Below are 16,543 nucleotides of genomic sequence, written 5' to 3'. Positions count from 1 at the left end.
CCGACGCTTCAGCTTGCGTCCGCGAAGCGCCAGCCGATGGTCTCGCCGCCGCGCAACGGCACGATGGTCGCATCACCGGCGGTGAATTCCGCGGGCAGCGTCCACGTACCGCGTTCCAGCGTCACGGTTTCCGTGCTGTGCGGCAGGCCGTAGAAGTCCGCGCCGTGGAAGCTCGCAAAACCTTCGAGTTTGTCGAGTGCGCCGGCCTTGTCGAAGCTCTCGGCATACAGTTCCAGCGCGTGCAGCGCCGTGTAGCAGCCCGCGCAGCCGCAGGCATGCTCCTTCAGTCCTTTAGGATGCGGCGCGCTGTCCGTGCCAAGGAAGAAGCGCGGATTGCCCGACGTCGCCGCCTCGACCAGCGCGACGCGATGCGTCTCGCGCTTGAGCACCGGCAGGCAGAAGTAATGCGGCCGCATCCCGCCGACCAGCATGATATTGCGGTTATAGAGCAGGTGATGCGCAGTGATGGTTGCTCCGATGGGCCCCTCGGCCTCGCGCACATAGTCCGCGGCGTCCTTCGTCGTGATGTGTTCGAACACCACCTTGAGCGCCGGAAAATCGCGGCGCAGCGGCGTCATCACCCGGTCGATGAACACCTTCTCGCGATCGAACACGTCGATGTCGCCATCGGTGACTTCGCCGTGGATCAGCAGCGGCATGCCGGTTTCCTGCATCGCCTCGATCGTCTTTGCGCACTTCGCGAGACTCGTGACGCCCGCGTCGGAGTTCGTGGTCGCGCCCGCCGGATACAGCTTCACGCCATGCACGAAGCCGCTCGCCTTCGCGCGATGGATTTCGTCGGGCGGCGTGTTGTCGGTGAGATAGAGCGTCATCAGCGGCTCGAAACGCGCACCGGCGCCGTCTTTCGGCAGCGCCGCCAGGATGCGTTCGCGGTAAGCGGCGGCCAGCTCGGTCGTGGTGACCGGCGGCTTGAGGTTCGGCATGATGATCGCGCGGCCGAACTGCCGCGCCGTGTGCGGAAGCACGGCCGCGAGGGTGGCGCCGTCGCGCACGTGCAGGTGCCAGTCGTCGGGGCGCGCGAGGGTGAGCGACTGAGGCGAGGAAGAGGTAGCGGACATGGCGAGATGACGGGGAACGTTGGAATGGCGCAAGCCACGCGAGCGCAGGAAAAATCCGCCGTGGAAATTGCACAACGCGCGCTGTTATGAGCGGTTGGGCGATTTTTTCGCGCTTGCCTCGGTGATATGCTTGTCGGACGTATTGTAACAACCCGTTCAGGGCGACCGCCCGCCTGCCTCAGCGACATGTGCCAACTTCTCGGAATGAATTGCGCCGAACCCACGGACGTGACGTTCTCGTTCACCGGGTTTGCAGCGCGCGGCGGCGTAACCGATCATCACGCCGACGGCTGGGGCATCGCATTCTTCGAGGACAAGGCCTGCCGGCTGTTCATCGACCATCAGTCCTCGGCCAGTTCGCCACTGGCGGACATGGTCAAGCGCTACCCGATCAAGTCAAAGAACACCATCGCCCACATCCGCAAGGCGACGCAAGGGCACATACTGCTGGAGAACTGCCATCCGTTCATGCGCGAACTGTGGGGCCGCCACTGGATCTTCGCGCACAACGGCGACCTGAAAGGCCATGCACCGGAACTCACCGGCGTCTATCAGCCGGTCGGCACCACGGATAGCGAACTCGCTTTCTGCGCGCTGCTGCAAGGCCTGCGCCGCCAGTTCCCCTGCTCGCAGCCGCCGCTCGACGAACTGTTCGACGCCCTGGCCGAACTCACGCGCGACATCACGCAATACGGCGTGTTCAACTTCCTGATGTCGAACGGCCAGGCGCTGTTCTCGCACTGCTCCACCCATTTGTACTATCTGGTGCGCAGCTGGCCGTTCTCGACGGCGCATCTGATCGACGCCGACATGTCCATCGACTTCGCCAAGTACACGACGCCGGAAGATCGCGTGGCGGTGATCGCCACGTCGCCGCTCACCGACGACGAAATCTGGACCCGCTTCGCCCCCGGCGATCTCGCGATGTTCCAGTGCGGCGCGCTGGCGCGCACGGTGAACGTGCCGGTGCCGGAGGAAGTCGCCAGAAAGGCCGCCGAGCCGCTTGCGAAAGCCTGCGTCGGCTCAGCGCTGCAGATCGAGGCCATGCGCAGCACGGCCACGGTCGAATCGGAACTCGGAATCGAGTGAGTTAAAAAAACGGCGCTTCGAAAGCGCCGTTCTCATTCCGCATCACGCAATCAAGCTCAATGCAGGATCTTCGCGAGGAAGTCCTTCGCGCGGTCCGACTTCGGATTCGCGAAGAACGCTTCCTTCTGGTCGTCCTCGACGATCAGCCCGCGATCCATGAAGATCACGCGGTTCGCCACCTTCTTCGCAAAGCCCATTTCGTGCGTCACGCACATCATGGTCATGCCTTCCTGCGCGAGTTCGACCATCACGTCGAGCACTTCGTTGATCATCTCCGGATCCAGCGCGGAAGTGGGTTCGTCGAAGAGCATCGCGATCGGGTCCATCGACAGCGCACGTGCAATCGCCACGCGCTGCTGCTGACCGCCCGACAGCTGGCCCGGGAACTTGTCGGCATGCGCGCGCAGACCCACGCGATCCAGCAGCTTGAGCCCCTTCTGCGTCGCTTCCTCGTTCGAGCGGCCGAGCACCTTGACCTGTGCAAGCGTCAGGTTCTGCGTGATGGTCAGGTGCGGGAACAGCTCGAAATGCTGGAACACCATGCCGACCTTCGAGCGCAGCTTCGACAGATTGGTCTTCTTGTCGGTGAGCGACTGGCCGTTGATCGTGATCTCGCCCTTCTGGAACGGTTCGAGACCGTTCACCGTCTTGATGAGCGTCGACTTGCCCGAGCCCGACGGACCGCACACCACGACCACTTCGCCCTTCTTCACTTCGGTCGTGCAGTCCGTCAGCACCTGAAACTGCCCGTACCACTTGGAAACATTCTTGATAGAGATCATCTTGCGACCTTTTTCTGAAGACTTTTGACGAGGGCCGACGCCACCACGCAAATCACGAAGTAGCAGGCGCCCGCGAACAGGATCATTTCGACGGACGTGCCGTCGCGGTCCCCGATGTTCGTCGCCGTGCGGAAGAAGTCCGCGAGACTGATGACGTACACGAGCGACGTATCCTGGAACAAAACGATGGCCTGGGTGAGCAGCAGCGGCACCATCGCGCGGAAGGCCTGCGGCAGCACCACCAGCTTCATGGCCTGGCCGTAGGTCATGCCGAGCGCGAACGCGGCGTTCACCTGGCCGCGCGGCACGGCCTGAATGCCGGCGCGGATGATTTCCGAATAGTACGCGGCTTCGAACAGCGAGAACGCGACCATCGCCGAGGCGAGGCGGATGTCGATGTCCGCCGACAATCCGAGCACGTTCTGCAGCAACTGCGGCACGATCAGGAAGAACCACAGCAGCACCATCACGAGCGGGATCGAGCGGAACAGCGTGACGTAGGCGCTCGCGAACCATTGCAGCGGTTTCACGCCCGAGAGCCGGAACAGCGCGAGCACCGTGCCCCAGATGATCCCGATCACGATGGCCAGCACCGTGATCTGCAGCGTGATCTTCGCGCCGGTCATCAGCGTCGGCCAGGACGCGAGGATGTCACTCCAGTTGTAATGCATTACTTGCCTCCGATGTAGCCGGGCAGGCGTGTTCTGGCTTCGAGCCAGCGCATCAGCTGCATCACGATCAGGTTGATGAGCATGTAGGCGATCGTCACCGCGATGAACGACTCATACGTCTGCGCCGTGTAGTCGACGAGCTGGCGCGCCTGCGCGGAGAGATCGAGCAGACCGATGGTCGAGGCTACCGCCGAGTTCTTGAACACGTTGAGGAATTCCGACGTGAGCGGCGGCACGATGATGCGGTACGCGACCGGCATCAGCACGTAGCGGTAGGTCTGCCATTCGGTGAAGCCCATCGCGAGGCCTGCGTTGCGCTGGCCGCGCGGCAACGCGTTGATGCCCGAGCGCACCTGTTCGCACACGCGCGCGCCGGTGAAGAGCCCGAGACAGATGATCGACGATGAAAAGAACTGCGCCGATGGCGGCAGTTGCTTGAACCAGTTGCCCCAGGACACGGGCAGCAGCTCCGGAATCACGAGATACCAGACGAAGAACTGCACGATCAGCGGGATATTGCGGAAGATCGCGACATAAACAGTGCCGATGGCCGCCAGCGTGCGGTTCGGGACCGTGCGCAGAATGCCGAACAGCGAGCCGACCACCAGCGCGATCACCCAGGCGGCGAGCGACACGGTGATCGTCACCCAGAAGCCGGAGATCAGCCAGCCGAGATAGGTCGTGGGCTCGCCGGTCGAAACGGGGCTGAGCAGAACGCCCCAGTTCCAGTGATAAGACATGGACTCACTCCAAAAAGAAACGGAAGAAGCAAGCTCCTTCCGTCTCGTTCGCTCAAAACTCGAACCGTTTAGTCGATTGCCTTGTCATTCGGGCTCTTGTAGAGAGCCTTGATGTCATCACTTTCCGGGAAGTTGAGGTTGAGGCCCTTCGGCGGGATCGGGCTTTCGAACCACTTCTTGTAGATCTTGTCGGCGTCGCCCGAGGTTTCGACCTTGGCGATCGCATCGTCCACGACCTTCTTGAACTCCGGATCGTTCTTGCGGATCATGCAGCCGTACGCTTCATGCGATTGCGGCGCACCGACGATCACGAAATCGCCCGGGTTGTTCGACTTGGCGCGTTCGCCGGCGAGCAGCGCATCGTCCATCATGAAGGCCACCGCGCGGCCGGTCGACAGCGTCAGGAACGACTCGCCGTGATCCTTCGCGCTGATGATGTTCATGCCCATGTTCTTGTCCTGGTTCATCTTGCGAAGCAGGCGTTCGGACGTGGTGCCGGCGGTCGTCACGACAGTCTTGCCCTTCAGGTCGGCCCAGTCCTTCACGCCCGAATCCTTCTTGGTCATGAGACGCGTGCCGATCACGAAGATCGTGTTCGAGAAGGCCACTTGCTGCTGGCGTTCGGCGTTGTTCGTGGTCGAGCCGCACTCGATGTCCACCGTGCCGTTCTGCACGAGCGGAATGCGGTTCTGCGAGGTGATCGGCGTCAGCTTGACCTTCAGGTCGGACATGCCGAGCTTCGTCTTGACGGCTTCGACCACCTTCAGTGCGAATTCGTGGGAATAGCCGACGACCTGTTGCTTGTCGTCGTAGTACGAGAACGGAATGGACGATTCGCGATGCCCCAGCGAGATGACACCCGTGTCCTTGATCTTCTTCAGCGTGCCGGCGTCTTGCGCGTAGGCGCCCGTTGCGATGAAACCGAGCGCGGCAACCAGCAGCGCAGCCTTTTTAATCTTCATGTGTTCGATCTCCTGTGGCGAAAAACCGGGCCAAGTTTAGCAGGGTAATTATTCTGAAAGAATGATTGTTAACCCACGCTGTCTTATTTTTAAGACGGATGGCCGCCCGATTGTGCCGGCGCATATTACTGGCGTTTTTTGACTAACGCATGGCGTGTTACATCTGCCGCGCCCGCCTGTAGTTTTCATGCAAATGCGTGCGGCATTCCGTCGAATGTCGCACGCATGAATCAGTGAGCGAAGCGTTGGTCCGCCTCCTGCGGACCGCTCACGGGTGGATCGCGTAGCGGATCAGGGATACAGGCCGCGCATCTCGCGCGCCTGGAGGATCCGCGAGCACGCGACGATGAACGCCGCCGTGCGCACCGACACCTGATGCTCGCTCGCCACCTGCCACACGCCGGCGAAGGCCTCGCGCATCACGCGCTCCAGCCGCTGGTTGATCTCGTCCTCGGTCCAGAAGAAGCTCGAGAAGTCCTGCACCCACTCGAAGTACGACACGGTCACGCCGCCCGCGTTGGCGATCACGTCGGGGATCACGAGGACGCCCTTGTCGGTCAGGATGTCGTCCGCCGCGGTGGTCGTGGGGCCGTTCGCGCCTTCCACCACGATCTTCGTGCGGATCTTGCCGGCGTTCTTCTCGGTGATCTGGTTTTCGAGGGCCGCCGGGATCAGGATGTCGCTCTCGATCATCCAGAATTCGTCGGCCTGCACCGGGTCCGCGCCCGCGAAGCCGCCTACGCCGCCGTTCTGCGCGACGTGCTCGAGCAGCGCGACGGTATCGATGCCCTTCGAGTTATGCAGCGTGCCGGTGTGATCCTGCACGGCGATCACGCGCGCGCCCGCTTCCTGGAACAGCTTCGCCGCGATGCCGCCGACATTGCCGAAGCCCTGCACCGCGATGCGCGCGCCTGCGATCTCCATGCCGATGCGCCGCGCCGCTTCGCTGCCGACCACGAACACGCCGCGTCCGGTGGCTTCCCGGCGGCCGAGCGAGCCGCCGAGCGAGATCGGCTTGCCGGTGACGACGCCGGTGGCCGTCTGCCCCTGGTTCATGGAGTAGGTGTCCATCATCCACGCCATGATCTGCTCGTTGGTGTTGACGTCGGGCGCGGGGATGTCCGTGTTCGGCCCGATGATGATGCCGATCTCGCTGGTGTAGCGGCGCGTCAGCCGTTCGAGCTCGCCGCGCGACAGCGTGCGCGGATCCACGCGGATGCCGCCTTTCGCGCCGCCGTACGGCACGTTCACGGCGGCATTCTTCACCGACATCCACGCGGACAGCGCCATGACTTCCGAGAGCGTCACGTCCTGGTGGTAACGCACGCCGCCCTTGCCCGGACCGCGCGACGTGTTGTGTTGCACGCGATAGCCTTCGAAGTGCGCGACGGTGCCGTTATCGAGTTCGATCGGGCAGTCGACGACGAGGATGCGCTTGGGACGCTTGAGGGTTTCGAGCCAGCGGGAGAGAGAACCGAGATAGGGAGCGACGCGATCGACCTGCTTCAGATAGTTTCCCCAAGGACCGAGATCATCGGCATTGAGGTACGACGGGATGGCATGTTTGGCGTCCGGCGTTTGCGCGTTCGACGAAGACATTGATGCTCCAGCGGTGAAGGAATGCAGCCATTGTCGAAAAACGGCCTCTGCAAATCCAATGCCGGATTTTTATCCCGTCATGCGTTTTGTGCATAACGTTCGAAAGCCTTACGTGGCAGCGGTTTCAGCCGCCTTGAGCAGCTCCTCGTTGACCGCGTCCCACAGCGCGCGCATCAATGCCTGGCGCGGTTCCTCACCCACCGACGCCAGCTTGTCGCGATACAGCCGGATGTCCATGGTCAGCGTAAACTGGCCGGCCGGCATGCCGCGCGTGCCCCGGTCGAGACGGATGAGGCGGCCCTCTTCCACCGCATCCTCCACGGCGCTGTGCGGCAGAAAGGCGATGCCGTGGCCCGCGATCGCCATCGCCTTGAGTCCCTCGGCCATGTCGGTTTCATAGACCTTGTCGAGATACAGGCGTACCGGCGAGGTCGCGATGATCGTCTCGGTCATGCGGCCGAGGTACGCGTTCGGCGTGTACGACAGATACGGCACCGGCGACTCGGCGGACGCCGGCAGCGTGAAGCGCGCGCGGCCGCCTTTCGTCACTGCCGAGAACGGGCTGATCGGTTCGGTGCCGAGCGTGAGCATGTCGTAGCGCGCGGGATCGAGCGCGACCGGATGGCTCGGATGGTGGTAGCCCATCACCAGATCGCAGCCGCCTTCCACCAGCGACAGCACCGCGTCGTGCACGTTGAGCGCGCGCAGGCGGGTGCGGATACGCCCGAGCCGCGCTTCGATATGCTCCAGCCAGCGCGGAAAATAGGTCAGCGACAAGGTATGCGGCACGGCGAACTCGATGGTCGCCGCCGGCACGCCGCCCTGCCCGCGCAACAGCGTTCGCGCCTCGTGGAACTGCGAGAGCATCGCGAGCGCCTGCTCGTAGAAGACCTGGCCGGCTTGCGTGAGGCGCGTCGGATAGACGGACCGGTCGATCAGTTCGGTGCCGAGCCACGCTTCGAGCGCCTGGATGCGGCGTGAGAAGGCGGGTTGCGTGATATGCCGTAATTCAGCGGAGCGGCTGAAGCTGCGCGTCTCCGCGAGCGAAACGAAGTCTTCGAGCCATTTGAGTTCCATGCTTCGTCGGGCGCGCAATGCGCCTGTGGCGGCAAAACACGCATTTTAGCGATACACCTGCACTGCGGCGGCGACTCAGGCCCGCTGTTCCCTGCCGATTGCCGGCCATTTCGAGCAGGCAAACACCCAGAGCATGATCAGGTTCAGCACAGGAACGAAACCGAAGAGCACCCACCAACCCGAGAATCCCGCGCGCCGGACGATGCGCACATACGGGTAGAGCGTGATGACGGCGAACGCAAGCAGCGTAAGCAAGGAGACCAGGCCGAACTCCGTGTGGAGGTTATCCAGTTTGAAATCGAATTTGCTGTCGACCGAAGCCATCGCGTTGATCCTTTTCGTGCTCCCGCCAGGCAGCGGGAATACCTGAATGATGCAACGCTGACTATAGATGACTGACCGTTCATCCCGAGCGCGATTATTGCAATTTTTCGTCTTCAGATCCTGACCGCATCGCGCTGATCCGCCGCCGCTTCTCCTGTCTTCTGCTGCTGCAACGCCCACATCTGCGCGAACAGACCACCCGCATCGAGCAACTCGGCGAACGTGCCGCGTTCCACGATGCGCCCGTGATCCATCACGATGATCTGCTGCGCATGCACGACCGTCGACAGCCGATGCGCAATGATCAGCGTGGTCCGCTCCCGCGCAATCGAATCCAGTTCGCGCTGGATGGCGCGCTCGGACTTCGAATCGAGCGCGGACGTGGCTTCATCGAAGATCAGGATCGGCGGGTTCTTGAGCAGCGTGCGCGCAATGGCGACGCGCTGTTTCTCGCCGCCTGAGAGCTTCAGCCCGCGTTCGCCGACCGGCGTGTCGTAACCCGCCGGCAAGGCCTCGATGAAATCGTGGATATGCGCCGCACGCGCCGCCGCGATCACTTCGTCGCGGCTCGCGGAAGGACGTCCATAGGCGATGTTGTAAGAGATCGAGTCATTGAACAGCACGGTGTCCTGCGGCACGATGCCGATCGCCGCTCGCAGCGAATCCTGCGTGACGTCGCGAATGTCCTGTCCGTCGATGCGGATGGCGCCGCCCTGCTCGCGCTCGAGATCGTAGAAGCGGAACAGCAGGCGTCCGAGCGTCGACTTCCCCGAGCCGCTGTGCCCGACTACCGCGGTCGTCGTGCCGGCGGCAATCGTGAAATCGACGTCATGCAGGATGGTCCGCTTGCGTTCATAGGCGAAGCTCACGTGCTCGAAGCGCACTTCGCCGCCGCGCACCGCGAGCGCTTGCGCATCCGGCGCGTCGGGCACTTCGCGGCCCGCACCGAGCAGCGTGAACATGCGGTCCATGTCGGTCAGCGCCTGCTTGAGCTCGCGATACACGACGCCCAGGAAATTGAGCGGTATATAGAGCTGCAACATGAAGGTGTTGATCAGCACGAGATCGCCGAGAGTCAGACGGCCGGCCACCACGCCCTGCGTCGCGCGCCACAGGATGAACACGAGCCCGACGCCGATGATCGTCTGCTGGCCGAAGTTGAGCATCGACAGCGAGCGCTGCGACTTGATCGCGGCCGCGCGATAGCGCTGCAGATTCTCGTCGTAGCGGCGCGTTTCCCATTCTTCGTTGCCGAAGTACTTGACGGTCTCGTAGTTGAGCAGCGAATCGATCGCGCGCGAATTCGCCTTCGAATCGAGATCGTTCATCGTGCGGCGGTAATGCGTGCGCCACTCGGTCACCTTCACGGTGAAGACGATGTACGTCACCAGCGCGATCCCCGTGACGATCGCGTAATACGCTTCGTACTTGGTCACGAAGAACGCCAGCACGAGGCCGACTTCGACGAGCGTCGGCAGGATGCTGTACAGCGAATAGGACACGAGTTGCTGGATGCCGCGCGTGCCCCGTTCGATGTCGCGCGACATGCCGCCCGTCTGCCGCTCCAGGTGAAAGCGCAGGGACAGCGAATGCAGATGCCGGAACACGCGCAGCGCGAGTTGCCGCACGGCGCTTTCGGTGACCTTGGCGAACAGCAGTTCGCGCAGTTCGGTGAACAGCGAGGTAGAGAGCCGCGCAGCCGCATAAGCGACCACCAGCAGCCCGATGCCGCCGATCAGCACGATCCCCGGCGCATCCGTCGCGCGGCCGAGCGCGGTCAGATGCTGCACGGAAGACAGGCCATCGACGATCTTCTTCATCACGATCGGCACGCCCAGGTTCGCGACCTTCGCGCCGATCAGGCAGGTCAGCGCGAACGCGACGCGCCATTTGTACGTGGTGAGATAAGGCAGCAGCGAACGGATCGTCTGCCAGTCGTTGCGCGGGCCCTGGGGCACGGGCCCGGGCTCTCGGTTGGACGTGCGGCGCATGAGTATCGTGGGGCAAGCGCGCCGCTTCCAGCCGGAATGCGGCGCCGGGTAACGCATCAGTCGGCGGAACGGGAGCCGGTCTCGCGCAGGCTTTCCCGTACAATTTATGGCAAGCGCCCGGCGCCGCTGCATGTTGCCGCGCGGCCGGAAGCGCATCCATCTAACGGCATTGTCGCAGAAGGCCCAAGGGGCCGCTTGCGCCGGCCGCCCGCTCCTCTCTCGCCAACCGGAAACCTGCCATGACCGACCAATCGAATCTTCCCCAGAAGCAGGTTGCGCTGCGCGTCGTGCCGCAGCCCGCCGACGCCAACGTCCACGGCGACGTCTTCGGCGGCTGGATCATGGCGCAGGTGGACATCGCCGGCTCGATTCCCGCGAGCCGCCGCGCCAACGGACGCGTCGCGACCGTGGCGGTGAATTCGTTCCTCTTCAAGCATCCGGTATTCGTCGGCGACCTGCTGAGCTTCTATGCCGACATCGTGAAGACCGGCAACACGTCGGTCACCGTGTCGGTCGAGGTCTATGCGCAGCGCATGAGCCTCGCCGAAGAGGTCGTCAAGGTGACGGAAGCGACCCTCACCTACGTCGCCACCGACCGCGACCGCCGTCCGCGCGTCCTGCCGCCGCTCGACTGACACGCCTCAGTTCGGCAGCACGCCCTGTTGCAGCAGGCCCGGAATCGCCTCGTGCGGCATCGGGCGCGAGAAGAAGAAGCCCTGCATTTCGTCGCAGTCGCGAGCGCGCAGGAATTCGTGTTGCGCGGAGGTTTCGACGCCTTCCGCGATCACCTGCAACTCCAGCGAATGCGCGAGCGCGATGATCGCCGAAGTGATGGTCTCATCGTCGCTCGACGCGCCGATGTCCGCGACGAACGAGCGGTCGATCTTCAGCCGGTGCACCGGGAAGCGCTTCAGATAGGACAGGCTCGAATAGCCGGTGCCGAAGTCGTCGATGGCAATGCCGATCCCGAGCGCGGATAGCTCGGACAGCATCGTGATCGCTTCCTCGGCGTTGCGCATGATCGCGCTTTCGGTGAGTTCGAGTTCGAGATAGCGCGGCTCCAGTCCGGTTTCATCCAGCACGGAGGTGACCAGCCGCGCGATGTCGCGTTGCTGGAAATGACGCGCCGACAGATTCACCGACACCCGCGCGGCCGGCAAGCCGGCGTCCTGCCAGGCCTTGTTCTGACGGCACGCCTCGCGCAGCACCCACTCCGACAGCGGCCCGATCAGGCCGCTCTCTTCCGCGACCGGGATGAACGACGCCGGCGACACCAACCCCTGTTCCGGGTCGTGCCAGCGCACGAGCGCCTCGATGCCGACAATCTGCCGCGTCGTCATGTCCACCTGCGGCTGATAGTGCAGCAGGAACTCGCCGTCGCGCAGCGCACGCCGCAGACGGCGTTCGAGATTCATGCGCGCGCCGACGCTCGCATTCATCTCCGGCTGATAGAACTGATAGGTGTTGCGGCCCATGTCCTTCGCGCGGTACATCGCGAGGTCGGCCTTCTTCATCACGGTCTCGGCGTCGTCGCCGTCCTGCGGATAGAGACTCGCGCCCATGCTGCAGCCCACGTACAGCTCGGTGTCGTCGATCCACACCGGCTCCGAGATGGCCGCGCGCGTACGCTCCATCCACGCGATCAGGCCGGCTTCGTCCGTCAGGTCGGGCAGCACGATCACGAACTCGTCGCCGCCATGGCGCGCCACCGTGTCGCTGGTGCGCGCCGTGCGTGCCAGCCGCTCCGCGATCACCGCGAGCAGGCGGTCGCCGACGCTGTGGCCCAGGCTGTCGTTGACGTTCTTGAAGCCGTCGAGGTCCATGAACACGACCGCGATCTTGGTCTCGCGCCGCCGCGCCGCTTCGATCGCGTGCTGCAGGCGGTCCTTCAGCAGGTTGCGGTTCGGCAGGCGCGTGAGCGTGTCGTAGTTCGCCTGGTATTCGAGCTCTTCCTGATAGCGCATCAGGTCGGTCACGTCGTTGATGATGCCGATGTGATGCGTCGTCAGTCCTTGCGCATTCGGCACGGGCGCGACGAACAGCTGGTTCCAGAACAGCGCGCCGTCCTTGCGATAGTTGCGCACCACGACGCTCGCTTCGAGGTTGACATCGAGCGCGCGGCGGATCGCGGTGAGGCCTTCCTGCTCGCCGTCCGGACCATGCAGGAAACGGCAGTCCTGGCCGATGACCTCGCTCGGGTCATAGCCGGTGATGCGCTTGAACGCCGGATTCGCATACTCGATGACATTCGCGCCATCCACCACGCCCGTGATCAGGATGGCGTTGACGCTGGCGTCGAGCGCGCGGCTTTGCAGGCGCAGCGCCAGTTCGGCGCGCTTGTGGTCGGTGACGTCGTGATACGAGCCGAGCACGCCGATGGTCTGTCCTTCGCCGTCGAGCAGCGGCAGCTTGCTGGTGACGAGCGTACGAAGTTGCTCGCCGATCACGATGTCGCGCTCGAAGTGCATCTTGGGCACCGTCGTGACGATGACTTCTTCGTCGTCGGCGCGCACGAGATCCGCGAGCGCGCCCCACGGCAGTTCGTAATCCGTCTTGCCGATGACCTGCTCGTTGTAGGCGAGACCCGCATCGCGCGCGAACGCGTTGTTGCAGCCGAGATAGCGCAGGTCGCGATCCTTCCAGAACACGCGCTGCGGAATGTTGTCGATGACGGCTTCGAGCATCTCGTTCGAACGGCGCGCCTCGGCTTCCGCGTTGATGCGGTCGGTCACGTCGTTGGCCAGCATGAAGATGCCCGGCCGGTTCGAATACACGAGCGAGTGATGCGAGACATCGGCGGCGACGATCGAACCATCCTTGCGCCGATAGCGCCACACCCCCGCCGACGCCTGTCCCGCATTCGCCCGCTCGCCGGTCTCGCCCGCACTGCGCGCGAGCCGGGCGGCGAAGCTGTCGAAGTCGTCGGCGTGATGCAGGTCGCGCAGCGTCATGCCGAGGAACGCCGGTTCATCGAAGCCGAAGTGGGCGAGTGCCGCGGGATTCACCGCGATGAAACGCATGGTCTCGCGATCGACGATCCACATCGGCACCGGATGCGCCTCGAACATGCTGCGAAAGCGCTCGTTGCTGCGCTGCCGCGCCCGCTCGATGCCGAGCTTCTCGCGCGACTGGCGCTCGTTGCTGGCGAACAGATAGATGAGCACTGCGCTGCCGGCGAGCATCGTGAAGATCAGCAGCAGCATCGCGCCGCTGGACGCCTGCGCGGATTCGTCGAGCGCCGCGATGGTCGCGTTGTCGATTCTCGTGCGCACCGCCGAGAGTTCTTCATCCACGGCCTGCTGGTCTTCGCCGAGCGTCACGAAGGCGGCGTCGGCCCAGGCACGGGAAGCGTCGGGAGGCGCGTGACGGGCGTGTTCGAACGCCTGATTGGCGTCGCGCCGCAACACGGAAGCGCGCGTGGCCAGCGCCTCGAACGCGCCGCTCATGCCAGGCGCCATCGAGATCTGCGCGCGCAGTCCGCTTTCGAGGGCATCGAGGTGGGCTTCGCGCTCCAGGTGCCGTGCTTCGGTCTCGGCCACGCCGGTGGCTTCGAAGCGGCTGAGTTCGGGCAGCGCCTCGCCGAGCGTGCTGCGATAGGCGCCCAGATCGCGCATGAGGCTCATCGAGCGCAGGGTGTGCGCATCGCTTTCGCGCAGTCCGCCAATGCGCTCGCAGGCGACGAAAGCGTTTGCGCCGAGCGCGGCCAGCACCACGGCGATGTTGACGAGCAAACCCCTGGAGAGGAAACGAGTCATGCGGCGGGCGTATCCCTTTGGTGCGCGTCGGACGCGCCTCGAAGAGACGCACCCACGCGGTTTCGCTTTGTGAGAAACGCTCACATCGCGACTATTGGATAACGCCCAATATCGACAGCAACGGCCCCGTATTTAGGGCTTGTTGTCGAATAATATGATCAATGCGCAAGCAAAACGTTTGCGAGCATGGATCGTCATTCCACGAGGCCGAACTCGCGCATGGCCGGCAGGAAATCGTGATTGACCTTGTCCGTGTTGCGCGAGAGTTTCGCCAGCGCGTAGCGCTGGAAGCCGTCGAGCTTGCCCCAGTGCGACAGGCTCGGCGCGCTCACGCCGCACAGGCTGCTTTGCCGGATGACGGTCTCGGGCACGGCATCGGCGTGAGCCCAGACCGGATCCGGATCGCGCTCGATCTTCTCGGGCGCGGTGTTCGCATGCGTCTTCATCATCTCTTCGAGCGCGAGGTCGAAGTTCTTCTCGACTTCGGCTTCGTCTTCGATGGGAAAGCGCGCAAGCAGCACGCGATCGTCATACGGAAGCCGCTGCCACTCATCGAGCGTGATGCGCATGCCGAAGCGATCGAGATTGAAGCGCACGGCAAGCGGAATGAAGCGCAGATTCTCCGAAGATTCGACTTCGAATCCAAAGAGTCGCGCGGCGTCATAAAGTCCCATAACAAGCCTCGTTGGATTGAGGGCGTGCGCGACGCGCAGTGCCGCCTTAAGTTATTGTAGGGCCTTGGATCTGGCTGGAACCGTTGCAAACGAGCCGCTGGGCGCATGTTAAAAGGCGCGCACAGCACAGTGAAGCAGCAAGTCGCATACCCGACTTTACTCGAAGAAGCGGTCAGGAGCAGTAAAAGTGAGTCAACTCGAAACCGACGATCAACCCGGCTTCGTCGAGCGTCCGGTGCGCCGGCATCGCGCGGGCGCAAGCTCGGTGGCGGCCGATCAGGTCGGCCAGGAATGGCCGGTCGCGCTGGTGTACAACGGCATCTCGCACGCGGTCATGATGTGTACGCCGCGCGATCTCGAAGCGTTCGCCGTGGGCTTCTCGCTGACCGAGGGCATCATCGAACGCGGCAGCGACATCCACGACATCGAAGTCACGTTTCACGATCACAGCGACGTGCTGCCGCATGCCGAAGTGCAGCTGCAAGTCGTCCAGCAGTCGTTCATGGCGCTGAAGGACAAGCGCCGCGCCATGGCCGGCCGGACCGGCTGCGGCGTGTGCGGGATCGAGAGCATCGAGTTGCTGGATCTGCAGCCCGAACGCGTGCCCGACACCGGTTTTCTCGCGCGTCTCGCGCCGGATGCCATCGAACGCGCGGCCCGCGACCTGTCCAAGCATCAGGTGCTGTCGAAGCTGACAGGCGGCCTGCACGCGGCCGCTTGGTGCGATGAAACGGGCGCGATCCGCTGCGCGTTCGAGGACGTCGGCCGTCACAACGCGCTCGACAAGCTCATCGGCCATCTGGTCCTGCAACGGCAGGACACGACCCAAGGCTTCGTGTTCCTGTCGAGCCGCGCGAGCTACGAGCTCGTGCGCAAGTCGGCGCGCGTCGGCGTGCCGATGATCGCGACCATCTCCGCGCCCACTTCACTGGCCATCGCCATCGCGAAGCAGGCGGGCTTGCGGCTCGTCAGCTTCGCGCGCGAAAACAGCTTCGTCGAATACGACGTCGAGTAAAGCGGCTCACTCGAACTTGCTGAAGTCCGGCTTGCGCTTCTCGAAGAACGCCTGGAACGCCTCGCGTGCCTCGGGCGCAGCCAGCATGCGAGCGAAGTGCGCGGCTTCGTCCGCCATGCGCGCGACCACTTCACCGGACTGCGCGCCCTTCATCAGCGACTTGGTCACACGCAGCGACGACGCCGGCAGCAGTGCGAGCCGCCGCGCCTTGTCGAAGGCATAGGAATCGAGTTGCGCGGCATCGAGCGCGCCGTTCACGAAGCCCATGGCGATCGCCTCGTTCACGTCGAACGCCTCGCCCAGCAGCAGCTTTTCCGCCGCGCGCTGATAGCCCGCCACGCGCGGCAACAGCAGGCTCGACGCCGCTTCCGGACACAAGCCGAGCTGCGCGAACGGCAGCGAGAACTTCGCGTCCGGACTGGCGTAGACGAGGTCGCAATGCAGCAGCATCGTCGTGCCGATGCCCACCGCCGTGCCGCCCACCGCCGCAACGAGCGGCTTCGGGAAGCCGCTTAGGCGCCGCAGGAACTGGAACACGGGCGCGTCGAGCCCCTTGGGCGGATCGTTCAGAAAGTCGTCGAGATCGTTGCCCGCGCTGAAGACGCCGCCGTTCGCGCGAATCAGCGCCGCGCGCACGGTCGGGTCCATCTCGGCTTCGTACAGGCCGTCGGCCATTTCCTGATACATCGGCGCGGTGATCGCGTTCTTCTTGTCCGGACGATTGAGCACGATGCTCAACACGCCGTCCGCGCGTTCGATCTGAATCTCCATGCGCTGCCTCCTTG

General features: G+C 63.8%; 15 protein-coding genes. 3 read left to right on the top strand and 12 right to left on the bottom strand.

Annotation, left to right across the window (positions count from 1 at the left end; translation table 11 throughout):
* Window positions 1–8 precede the first annotated feature (8 nt).
* Complete coding sequence (gene pyrC / locus QCE83_RS01455) at window positions 9–1,079, bottom strand: dihydroorotase (protein WP_309807200.1); 1,071 nt, start codon at window positions 1,077–1,079, stop codon at window positions 9–11.
* 186 nt (window positions 1,080–1,265) lie between these two features.
* On the opposite strand from pyrC, the gene QCE83_RS01450 reads away from it, so the two are divergent.
* Window positions 1,266–2,168, top strand: a complete 903-nt coding sequence (locus QCE83_RS01450) for a class II glutamine amidotransferase (RefSeq protein WP_309807199.1) — start codon at window positions 1,266–1,268, stop codon at window positions 2,166–2,168.
* A 56-nt stretch (window positions 2,169–2,224) separates the two neighbouring features.
* Here the strand turns inward: QCE83_RS01450 and QCE83_RS01445 are convergent, their stop codons facing one another.
* From QCE83_RS01445 to QCE83_RS01410, 8 genes are all read right to left on the bottom strand, one after another.
* A complete protein-coding gene (locus QCE83_RS01445; RefSeq protein ID WP_309807198.1) occupies window positions 2,225–2,950 on the bottom strand; it encodes an amino acid ABC transporter ATP-binding protein in 726 nt (241 codons plus the stop codon).
* Window positions 2,947–3,621, bottom strand: a complete 675-nt coding sequence (gltK, locus tag QCE83_RS01440) for a glutamate/aspartate ABC transporter permease GltK (protein ID WP_309807197.1) — start codon at window positions 3,619–3,621, stop codon at window positions 2,947–2,949. Before gltK ends, QCE83_RS01445 begins: the two co-directional genes overlap by 4 nt.
* Window positions 3,621–4,361 carry an amino acid ABC transporter permease gene (locus QCE83_RS01435; protein WP_309807196.1) on the bottom strand — a complete coding sequence of 247 codons (741 nt, stop codon included), beginning with the start codon at window positions 4,359–4,361 and terminating at the stop codon, window positions 3,621–3,623. Before QCE83_RS01435 ends, gltK begins: the two co-directional genes overlap by 1 nt.
* 68 nt (window positions 4,362–4,429) lie before the next feature.
* The gene (locus tag QCE83_RS01430) at window positions 4,430–5,323 is read right to left on the bottom strand and encodes a glutamate/aspartate ABC transporter substrate-binding protein (protein ID WP_309807195.1); all 894 of its coding nucleotides are present in this window, start codon (window positions 5,321–5,323) and stop codon (window positions 4,430–4,432) included.
* A 291-nt stretch (window positions 5,324–5,614) separates the two neighbouring features.
* Window positions 5,615–6,922 (bottom strand): Glu/Leu/Phe/Val dehydrogenase, encoded by a 1,308-nt coding sequence (locus QCE83_RS01425; protein ID WP_309807194.1) that lies wholly within the window; start codon window positions 6,920–6,922, stop codon window positions 5,615–5,617.
* A gap of 108 nt (window positions 6,923–7,030) precedes the next feature.
* On the bottom strand, window positions 7,031–7,999 hold the full coding sequence (locus tag QCE83_RS01420; protein WP_309807192.1) for a LysR family transcriptional regulator: 969 nt from the start codon (window positions 7,997–7,999) through the stop codon (window positions 7,031–7,033).
* A gap of 75 nt (window positions 8,000–8,074) precedes the next feature.
* Window positions 8,075–8,323 carry a hypothetical protein gene (locus tag QCE83_RS01415; protein WP_309807191.1) on the bottom strand — a complete coding sequence of 83 codons (249 nt, stop codon included), beginning with the start codon at window positions 8,321–8,323 and terminating at the stop codon, window positions 8,075–8,077.
* A gap of 113 nt (window positions 8,324–8,436) precedes the next feature.
* Entirely contained in the window at window positions 8,437–10,314 is a 1,878-nt protein-coding gene (locus tag QCE83_RS01410) for an ABC transporter ATP-binding protein/permease (RefSeq protein WP_309807190.1), read from the bottom strand.
* A 239-nt stretch (window positions 10,315–10,553) separates the two neighbouring features.
* Here QCE83_RS01410 and QCE83_RS01405 point away from each other — a divergent pair, with 239 nt between their 5' ends.
* The gene (locus QCE83_RS01405) at window positions 10,554–10,949 is read left to right on the top strand and encodes an acyl-CoA thioesterase (protein WP_309807189.1); all 396 of its coding nucleotides are present in this window, start codon (window positions 10,554–10,556) and stop codon (window positions 10,947–10,949) included.
* 6 nt (window positions 10,950–10,955) lie between these two features.
* On the opposite strand, the gene QCE83_RS01400 is transcribed toward QCE83_RS01405, so the two are convergent.
* Both QCE83_RS01400 and QCE83_RS01395 read right to left on the bottom strand, forming a co-directional pair.
* Window positions 10,956–14,069: an EAL domain-containing protein gene (locus QCE83_RS01400; RefSeq protein ID WP_309807188.1), complete on the bottom strand. Its 3,114-nt coding sequence runs from the start codon at window positions 14,067–14,069 to the stop codon at window positions 10,956–10,958.
* A 194-nt stretch (window positions 14,070–14,263) separates the two neighbouring features.
* Window positions 14,264–14,743: a nitrate reductase associated protein gene (locus tag QCE83_RS01395; protein WP_309807186.1), complete on the bottom strand. Its 480-nt coding sequence runs from the start codon at window positions 14,741–14,743 to the stop codon at window positions 14,264–14,266.
* A gap of 187 nt (window positions 14,744–14,930) precedes the next feature.
* Between QCE83_RS01395 and fdhD the strand changes: the two genes are divergently transcribed.
* Complete coding sequence (gene fdhD, locus QCE83_RS01390; protein ID WP_309807185.1) at window positions 14,931–15,758, top strand: formate dehydrogenase accessory sulfurtransferase FdhD; 828 nt, start codon at window positions 14,931–14,933, stop codon at window positions 15,756–15,758.
* A gap of 6 nt (window positions 15,759–15,764) precedes the next feature.
* Here fdhD and QCE83_RS01385 read toward each other — a convergent pair whose 3' ends face one another.
* Window positions 15,765–16,529 (bottom strand): enoyl-CoA hydratase, encoded by a 765-nt coding sequence (locus tag QCE83_RS01385; RefSeq protein ID WP_309807184.1) that lies wholly within the window; start codon window positions 16,527–16,529, stop codon window positions 15,765–15,767.
* Window positions 16,530–16,543: the final 14 nt, after the last annotated feature.

Origin of the sequence: Caballeronia sp. LZ034LL, assembly GCF_031451215.1 — a bacterium.
In the GTDB taxonomy this organism is placed as follows: Bacteria; Pseudomonadota; Gammaproteobacteria; order Burkholderiales; family Burkholderiaceae; genus Caballeronia.
Note: the sequence above shows the minus strand (reverse complement) of the source record. Positions and strands in the feature narration are given on the sequence as shown.